Origin of the sequence: Actinomadura xylanilytica (assembly GCF_030283145.1) — a bacterium.
GTDB lineage: Bacteria > Actinomycetota > Actinomycetes > Streptosporangiales > Streptosporangiaceae > Spirillospora > Spirillospora xylanilytica.
Map to the genome: position 1 here is coordinate 734,551 of NZ_JASNWE010000001.1, position 8,039 is coordinate 742,589.

7 protein-coding genes are annotated in these 8,039 nt (G+C 75.1%); 5 read left to right on the top strand and 2 right to left on the bottom strand.

Annotated elements, in window-relative coordinates; translation table 11 throughout:
• The first annotated feature begins 70 nt into the window (after nt 1-70).
• Nucleotides 71-1,018, top strand: coding sequence for a bifunctional adenosylcobinamide kinase/adenosylcobinamide-phosphate guanylyltransferase (locus tag QP090_RS03460; protein WP_285936972.1), 948 nt, complete (start codon nt 71-73; stop codon nt 1,016-1,018).
• The gene (locus tag QP090_RS03465) at nt 1,015-1,797 is read left to right on the top strand and encodes an adenosylcobinamide-GDP ribazoletransferase (RefSeq protein ID WP_285936973.1); all 783 of its coding nucleotides are present in this window, start codon (nt 1,015-1,017) and stop codon (nt 1,795-1,797) included. Before QP090_RS03460 ends, QP090_RS03465 begins: the two co-directional genes overlap by 4 nt.
• Before the next feature lie 93 nt (nt 1,798-1,890).
• Here the strand turns inward: QP090_RS03465 and QP090_RS03470 are convergent, their stop codons facing one another.
• Together QP090_RS03470 and QP090_RS03475 are read right to left on the bottom strand one after the other, a co-directional pair.
• A complete protein-coding gene (locus QP090_RS03470) occupies nt 1,891-2,871 on the bottom strand; it encodes a hypothetical protein (protein ID WP_285936974.1) in 981 nt (326 codons plus the stop codon).
• Nucleotides 2,872-2,873: 2 nt separating this feature from the next.
• Nucleotides 2,874-3,215 carry a GntR family transcriptional regulator gene (locus QP090_RS03475; RefSeq protein ID WP_285936975.1) on the bottom strand — a complete coding sequence of 114 codons (342 nt, stop codon included), beginning with the start codon at nt 3,213-3,215 and terminating at the stop codon, nt 2,874-2,876.
• 54 nt (nt 3,216-3,269) lie between these two features.
• Here QP090_RS03475 and QP090_RS03480 point away from each other — a divergent pair, with 54 nt between their 5' ends.
• The 3 genes from QP090_RS03480 to sucB all read left to right on the top strand — a co-directional run bounded on the left by QP090_RS03480 (nt 3,270) and on the right by sucB (nt 7,862).
• Nucleotides 3,270-4,811: a leucyl aminopeptidase gene (locus tag QP090_RS03480; RefSeq protein WP_285936976.1), complete on the top strand. Its 1,542-nt coding sequence runs from the start codon at nt 3,270-3,272 to the stop codon at nt 4,809-4,811.
• Nucleotides 4,812-4,939: 128 nt separating this feature from the next.
• A complete protein-coding gene (lpdA, locus tag QP090_RS03485) occupies nt 4,940-6,331 on the top strand; it encodes a dihydrolipoyl dehydrogenase (protein ID WP_285936977.1) in 1,392 nt (463 codons plus the stop codon).
• Between the two features lie 40 nt (nt 6,332-6,371).
• Nucleotides 6,372-7,862, top strand: a complete 1,491-nt coding sequence (gene sucB / locus QP090_RS03490) for a 2-oxoglutarate dehydrogenase, E2 component, dihydrolipoamide succinyltransferase (protein ID WP_285936978.1) — start codon at nt 6,372-6,374, stop codon at nt 7,860-7,862.
• Nucleotides 7,863-8,039 lie beyond the last annotated feature (177 nt).

Below are 8,039 nucleotides of genomic sequence, written 5' to 3' on the forward strand. Positions count from 1 at the left end.
GGGGTCTCGGTGGTCGAGCGTAGCCTCGCAACCTCACGGGACGGGACGGCCCGTAGAGTTTTCGATCACGATGAACATCGAACTCCAGGCGATCGCGGGCCCGGACGGCTGGCCGGTGCCGGACTGCCGCTGCGCCTCCTGCAACCGGCTGCGCGCCGCCGGGACGCGGCACGAGCCGTTCCGCGCCCGCGTCGACGGCGTCCCCCTCGAGGAGTGCCCGCGCACCCGCGTCGCCGGCGGGCACGACGTGAGCGTCCCGCGCGGCGGGGGGCGGATCCTCGTGGCGGACGGGCCGGGCGCGTGCCCGGAACCGGCGCCCGGCGTCGCCTACGACGCGGTGCTGCTCGACCTGGTCGGCCGTCCCGAGCAGCTCGGCCGGTTGCGGCGCGAGGGGGCGGTCACGGCGGCGACCGAGATCGCGGCGGTGCACGTGGACCATCGCGTCGCGTCACCCGGGGAGCTCGAGCGGCGGCTCGGCCACTGGCTGCGTCCGCCGGCCGGCCCGTTTCGCACGCTGCTGCTGGGCGGCTCGCGATCGGGGAAGTCGGCGGAGGCGGAGTCGCGGCTGATGGGATGCCCGGACGTGACGTACGTGGCGACCGGCATGGTCGGCGACGACGACGCCGAGTGGTCGGCGCGGATCGAGGCGCACCGGGGCCGCCGCCCGCCGTGGTGGCGGACCCTCGAGACGACCGACCTGACCGGCGTGCTGGGCTCGGCCGAGGGCGCCCTGCTGGTCGACGGTGTCGGCACCTGGCTGGCCGCCGTGATGGACGAGGCGCGCGCGTGGGACGACCCGTCCCTGGCCGTGCCCGCCGTGGACGCGCTCGTCGCGGCCTGGCGCGGCACCGCGGCCCGGGTGATCGCAGTGAGCGACGAGGTCGGGCTGTCGCTGGTGCCGGAGACCAGATCCGGACGGGCGTTCCGCGACGTCCTCGGGAGCCTCAACCAGCGGCTGGCCGCCGAGTCCGAGGAGGCCGCCCTGGTGGTGGCGGGCCGCGTGCTGGAGCTGCGGTGACCGGGTCGCCGGGGGCCGCCTGGGCGGCGGGCCTGCGGCTGGCGGTCACCCTCCTCACCGTCGTGCCGCTGCGGGCGGACCGGTTCGATCGCGACACGGCGCGCCGGGCGATGCTCCTCGCCCCGCTCACCGGGCTGATCGCGGGCGGGGGCGCGGCGGTGGTCCTGCTGCTGGGCGACGTCCTCGGGCTGGGCGCGGTGCTGCGCTCGGCCCTCGCGGTGGCGGCGATCGCGGCGATCACCCGGGCGCTGCACCTGGACGGCCTGGCCGACCTGGCGGACGGGCTGGGCAGCAACCGGCCCGCGGCGGACGCCCTGGCCATCATGAAGCGTTCGGACATCGGCCCGTTCGGCGTGGTCACCCTGCTGTTCACGCTGCTGGTCCAGGTGGCGGCCCTCGCGTCCGCTCCGCAGGCCCCGGTCGCGATCGTCATCGCGGCGGTCGGCGGACGCCTCGTCCTCCCGTGGGGGTGCCGCGTGGGCGTGCCGTCGGCGCGTCCCGGCGGGCTGGGCGCCCTGGTCGCGGAGACCGTCGGCATCCGCGCCGCACTGGCCGTGACGGGCGCGGTCCTCGTGGCGGCGGGCGCGGCGGGAACGGCGAGCGGGCTACTGGGCGGGGCTCTGCACGGCCTGGCGGCCGTCCTCGTCGGTCTGGGCGCGGCCCTGCTCATGCTCCGTCACGCCGTCCGGCGCCTGGGCGGCGTCACCGGTGACGTGCTGGGCGCCCTCGTCGAGATCTCGGCCACCGCCGCCCTGATCACCCTCACCGCCCTCCGCTGACCACCGGCCTCCGGTGGCCACCACCGGCCGCTCACCGCCACCGGCCGGCCGGCACCGGCAGGCACCGGCAGGCACCGGCAGGCACCGGCCGCGTCACGTCGCGGACGACTCGCGGAGGGAGTTGAGGAGGGAGGCGCCGCGTTCGGCGTCGTCCACGCTGACCGCGAAGCGCCGCCCGCCGGTGTTCTCCACGACCAGGCACTCGCCGCCGCGCAGCATCATCGTGGTGCCGGCCGGGCCGACCCGGTAGCCCCAGCCGCCGGCCTGCGCGGGGCTGCGGTCCTCGGCCCAGGCGGTCCCGATCCGGTTCAGCGGGATGCGCCGGATCGGCAGCCGCAGGGGGCCCGCCGCGATGCCCAGCCCGCGGGCGTCCACGGTGACCCGCGCCGATGACAGCGCCAGGGCGGCCACTCCCCCGATCACCAGCGCCAGCGCGCCCGACCAGGACGACCTCGGCAGCGGGCCGGCGGGCACGAGCGCCAGGAGGACGCCGAGGGCGCCGAGCCCGGTCAGCGCCCAGCCGAGCAGGATCATCGACCGGCTGTGCACGTATCCGATCCACACCGCCCGCTCCCCGGCGCCGATCCGGATCCTGCGCGGGGCGCCGGGGGCGGGCTCGCGGGAGTCGGCGCCGACCCGTCCGAGCAGCGCGCCGATCAGGCCGCCGGCCGCGGAGGCGAGCAGCAGCAGGGCGATCCCGCCCGCCCCCATGCCGCCAGCGTCCCGCCAGGAGGAACGGTCCAGGTTCGCGTTCAGGATGAGGCCCAGTACGCCCGCCGTGAACACGGCGCCCGCGAAGAGCGACGCGACCGTCCGCGTGCGGACGGCCCGCCGGCCCCAGCCGGACCAGCCGAGCACGAGCGCGCCCGCGCAGATCGTCGCCCACATGCCGCAGCAGATCAGCAGGGCGGCGGTCAGCGAGCCGCTCCCGTCGGGCGGCCCGCCACCGCTCCAGTGCGTGGCGATCGGATCGGGGAGCCGGTCGCGCAGCGGCAGCGACACGAGCGGGATCAGCGCCGCCCCTGTGACGGCCGAGACGCCGGTCACCAGGGCCAGGGATCTGCGGGTGGCCATGGTCATACTCCTTCGATCAGCGTGATGAGTTGGGCGCGGGACACGCCGAGCCGCTCGGCCTCGGCGACCAGTTCGCGCGCCCGTTCGACCAGGTGGCCGTCCTCGGGCCGGGCGGCGACCCGGATGCCGCGGCCCCGCCGGAACTCCAGCAGTCCCTCCTCGCGGAGCTGCCGCAGGGCGCGCAGCGCGGTGTTGGGGTTGATGCCGAGCGCCTGGGCGAGATCCCGCGCGGGCGGGATCCGCTCGTCCGGGGCCACCTCGCCCGCGGTGATCGCGCGGCGGATCGCCGAGGCCGCCTGCTCGTGCAGGGGACGCGGGTCGCCGGGGGCGAGTCGGAGCAACATGATGCTAATGATACTAGCACCATTCATGTCATCGACTCTGGGCGCGGTAAGGCAATGCTTGATCCAAAAGGGCGAAACCGGTCACCAGGAGGACTAACATCGGGGCACGTGACGAGCATCAGCCTTGACAGTGCAGCCCCGGCCACCCTCGACGTCGACGCGATCGTGATCGGGGTCGCCCCGAGCGACTCCGGGGCCCGGCCCGCACCGGGTTCAGAGGATCTCGACCGGGCCCTCGACGGACAGCTCGCCGAGGCGCTGAGCGCGCTCGGCGCCACCGGCAGGGCCGGAGAGGTCACCAAGCTCCCCACGCTCGGCGCGATCCCCGCGGCCGTCGTGGTCGCGGTCGGGCTGGGCGACTCCCCCGATGCCGAGGCGCTGCGCCGCGCCGCGGGCGCCGGCGTGCGGGCCCTGGCCGGCACCGCCAGGGCGGCCGTCGCGCTTCCGGCCGCCGACGCCGCCTCGGTCGAGGCCGTGGCCCTCGGCGCGCTGCTGGGCAACTACACCTTCGGCGCGTACCGGACCGGCGAGCAGAAGAGCCCGGTCGAGGACATCCGCCTCGTCCGCTCCGGTGCGGCCGGGGCCGGCGCCGAGGCCGCCGTGGCCCGCGCCCGCACCCTCGCCACCGCGATGAACCTGGTGCGCGACCTGGTCAACACCCCGCCGTCCGACCTCAGCCCCGAGGACTTCGCCGAGGTCGCCACGCGCGTCGCCGGCGAGACCGGGCTGGACGTCGAGGTCCTCGACGAGAAGGCCCTGGTCGACGGCGGCTACGGCGGCATCGCGGGCGTCGGGCAGGGCTCGGCCAACCCGCCCCGCCTGGTGCGGCTGGCCTACACCCACCCCGAGGCCGCCAAGACCCTCGCCCTGGTCGGCAAGGGCATCACCTTCGACTCCGGCGGCCTGTCGCTCAAGCCGGCCGACGCGATGGACTGGATGAAGTCCGACATGGGCGGCGCCGCCGCGGTGCTCGGCGCGCTGTCGGCCATCGCCGAGCTCGGGCCCAAGGTCAACGTGGTCGGCTACCTGGCCCTCGCCGAGAACATGCCGAGCGGCACCGCGCAGCGTCCCTCCGACGTGCTGCGGGTCTACGGCGGCAAGACCGTCGAGGTCCTCAACACCGACGCCGAGGGCCGCCTGGTCCTCGCCGACGGGCTGGTGCGGGCCGGCGAGGACGACCCCGACCTGATCGTGGACGTGGCGACGCTGACCGGCGCCCAGCTGGTCGCGCTCGGCACCCGGACCGCCGGGATCATGGCCAACGACGACGACGTCCGTGAGAAGGTGGTGGCGGCGGCCGGCCGCGCCGGGGAGCAGTCCTGGGGCATGCCGCTGCCGGCGGAGCTGCGCAAGGGGCTCGACTCCGCGGTCGCCGACATCGCCAACATCAGCGGTGAGCGCTGGGGCGGCATGCTGGTCGCCGGCGTCTTCCTCCAGGAGTTCGTGCCGGACGGCGTCCGCTGGGCCCACCTCGACATCGCCGGACCGGCTTTCCACAAGGGCGAGCCCTATGGATACACCCCGAAGGGCGGCACTGGAGCGGCGACCCGTACGTTGGTCCAGGTGGCGGAGGATCTCGCCGCCGGGATTCTGTAGCCGCCGCCCGGCGTTGCCGGGTAGAAGATAGTGAAGAGGTTTCTCGTGGCGGCGGGGGCCCGCGACGGAGCGCCCCGCCCCCGCAGAAGGCGCCCACGCGGCGCGAAGACCGGGAGAGGGAGCGTCCAGTGGCCAACAGCGGCCCCTTCGACATCGTCGTCCTAGGTGGTGGCAGCGGCGGTTACGCGTGCGCGTTGCGCGCGGTCGAGCTCGGCAAGTCGGTGGCGCTCGTCGAGCGGGACCGCCTCGGCGGCACCTGCCTCAACCGCGGCTGCATCCCGACCAAGGCTCTGCTGCACGCGGCCGAGGTCGCCGACCAGACCCGCGAGGCCGCCAGGTTCGGTGTCAAGGCCGCCTTCGAGGGCATCGACGTCGCCGGTGTGAACGCCTACAAGGACAAGGTCGTCAGCACCACCGTCAAGGGCCTGGCCGGCCTGATCAAGTCCAAGGGCATCGAGGTGGTCGAGGGCACCGGCCGGCTGGTCGGACCCACCACCGTCGTGGTCACCGCGGCGGACGGCGCCGAGCGCACGCTGGAGGGCGGGCACATCGTGCTCGCCACCGGCTCGGCCCCCCGGTCGCTGCCCGGCCTGGAGATCGACGGCGAGCGGATCATCTCCAGCGACCACGCGCTGGAGCTCGACCACGTCCCCGGGTCGGTGATCGTCCTCGGCGGCGGGGTGATCGGCGTCGAGTTCGCCAGCGTCTGGCGCTCGTTCGGCGCCGAGGTCACCATCGTCGAGGCCCTCCCGCACCTGCTGCCGCTGGAGGAGGAGTCCAGCTCCAAGCGGCTCGAGCGGGCGTTCCGCAAGCGCGGTATCGCCTTCCGGCTCGGCACCCGCTTCCAGGGCGCCAAGACCACCCCGGGCGGTGTCGCGGTCACACTGGAGGACGGCGCGACCATCGACGCCGAGCTGCTGCTGGTCGCGGTCGGCCGCGGGCCGGTCTCCGACGGCCTCGGCCTCGCCGACGCCGGCGTCGAGACCGAGCGCGGCTTCGTCAAGGTCGACGAGCTGTGCCGTACCGGCGTCCCCACGATCTCGGCGGTCGGGGACCTGATCCCGACGCCGCAGCTGGCCCACGTCGGTTTCGCCGAGGGCATCCTGGTCGCCGAGCGGCTCGGCGGGCTCAACCCGCCGCCGATCGACTACGACGGGGTGCCCCGCATCACCTACTCCGACCCCGAGGTCGCCTCGGTGGGCATCACCACCGAGACGGCCCGGGAGCGCGGGCACGAGCTCAAGGAGGTCACCTACGACCTGGCCGGCAACCCCAAGAGCAAGATCCTGGGCACGCAGGGCGAGGTGAAGGTGATCGCGGCCGTGGACGGTCCCGTCCTCGGCATCCACATGGTCGGCGCCCGCGTCGGCGAGCTCATCGCGGAGGGGCAGCTGATCTACAACTGGGAGGCCCTGCCCGGCGAGGTCGCCCAGCTGATCCATCCCCACCCGACCCAGTCCGAGGCGGTCGGCGAGGCTCACCTCGCCCTCGCCGGCAAACCATTGCACGTGCACGGCTGAACGCCCGCACATATTCATTTCGAAGGAGTCGCTGAGAGCCATGCCGGTCTCCGTCACTATGCCCCAGCTCGGCGAGAGCGTCACCGAGGGCACCGTCACCCGCTGGCTGAAGAAGGAGGGTGAGCGCGTCGAGACCGACGAGCCGCTTCTCGAAGTGTCGACCGACAAGGTCGACACCGAGATCCCTTCGCCCGCGTCGGGCGTCCTGACCAGCATCACCGTCGCCGAGGACGAGACCGTCGAGGTCGGTGCCGAACTGGCGATCATCGGTGAGGAGGGCGACGCGCCGGCCGGCGCCGCCGCCCCGGCCGCCGACGAGCGGCAGCAGCCCGAGCCGCAGCAGGCGGCTCCCGCGGCCCCCGCCGCGCAGCAGGCCCCGCCGCCCGCCGCGTGGCCGCCGCCGGCCGCCCCGCAGCAGCCGCCCGCCGCGCCGGCCGCGCCCCCGGCGCAGCCGCAGCCGGCGGCGCAGGCCCCGTCCCAGCCGTGGGTGCCCGCCACGCAGGTCCAGCCCGAGCCGCAGGCCCCGACGGCCCCCGCGACGCCGACGGGCGACGGGCCGTACGTCACGCCGCTGGTGCGCAAGCTCGCCACCGAGCACGACGTCGACCTGTCCACGGTCAAGGGCACCGGCGTCGGCGGGCGGATCCGCAAGCAGGACGTGCTGGAGGCCGCCCGCGCCGCCCAGCAGGCGGCCCGCGAGGCCGCCGCGGCGCCCGCGCAGCCGGCCGCACCGGCGGCACCGGTCGCGCAGGCCGCCCGCCCGGCCGCACCGGCCCCGGCCGGCGCTCCGGCCGACCAGGTCGCGCTGCGCGGCACGACCGAGAAGATGAGCCGCATCCGGCAGACGATCGCCCGCCGGATGGTCGACTCGCTCCAGGTCTCGGCGCAGCTCACCACCGTGGTCGAGGTGGACATCACCCGGATCGCGCGGCTGCGCGAGCAGGCCAAGGCCGACTTCCAGGCCCGCGAGGGCGTCAAGTTGTCCTACCTGCCGTTCTTCGCGCTGGCGACGGTCGAGGCGCTCAAGGTCCACCCCAAGCTCAACGCGGTCATCGACAGCGAGACGAGCGAGGTCACCTACCACGACGTGGAGAACCTCTCCATCGCCGTGGACGTCCCCGAGCGCGGCCTGATGGTCCCGGTCATCCACAACGCCGGCCAGCTGAACCTGGGCGGCCTCGCCCAGCGGATCGCCGACCTGGCCGAGCGGACCCGGGTCAACAAGATCGGGCCGGACGAGCTGTCCAACGGCACCTTCACGCTGACCAACACCGGCAGCAGGGGCGCGCTGTTCGACACCCCGATCCTCAACCAGCCGCAGGTCGGCATGCTCGGCACGGGCGCGGTCGTCAAGCGCCCCGCCGTGATCGACGACCCGCAGCTCGGCGAGGTCATCGCGGTCCGGTCGATGGTCTACCTGGCGCTGACCTACGACCACCGGCTGGTCGACGGCGCCGACGCCGCCCGCTTCCTCGGCACGGTCAAGCACCGTCTGGAGGAGGGCAACTTCGAGGCCGACCTCGGCCTGTAGCACCGCCGAGGCCGCCGCACGAGGCCCCGCCGCCCCCGCATCCGGGGGCGGCGGGGCCTCCGCGCGTCACGGCCGGGCAAAGACTCCGCCGCGCCGGCCCCATGATCGGCCGCTCCGGGCGCGCGGCCGCCCGCAGCCGGGTAGGCCATGATCACTACCGGCTCGGGGAGGACCCAT

Bases quoted from the DNA above. Each gene is read 5' to 3' on its own strand.
- QP090_RS03460 (WP_285936972.1), top strand. From the start codon at position 71: ATGAACATCGAACTCCAGGCGATCGCGGGCCCGGACGGCTGGCCGGTG.
- QP090_RS03470 (WP_285936974.1), bottom strand. From the start codon at position 2,871: ATGGCCACCCGCAGATCCCTGGCCCTGGTGACCGGCGTCTCGGCCGTC.
- QP090_RS03475 (WP_285936975.1), bottom strand. From the start codon at position 3,215: ATGTTGCTCCGACTCGCCCCCGGCGACCCGCGTCCCCTGCACGAGCAG.
- QP090_RS03480 (WP_285936976.1), top strand. From the start codon at position 3,270: ATGCTTGATCCAAAAGGGCGAAACCGGTCACCAGGAGGACTAACATCG.
- sucB (WP_285936978.1), top strand. From the start codon at position 6,372: ATGCCGGTCTCCGTCACTATGCCCCAGCTCGGCGAGAGCGTCACCGAG.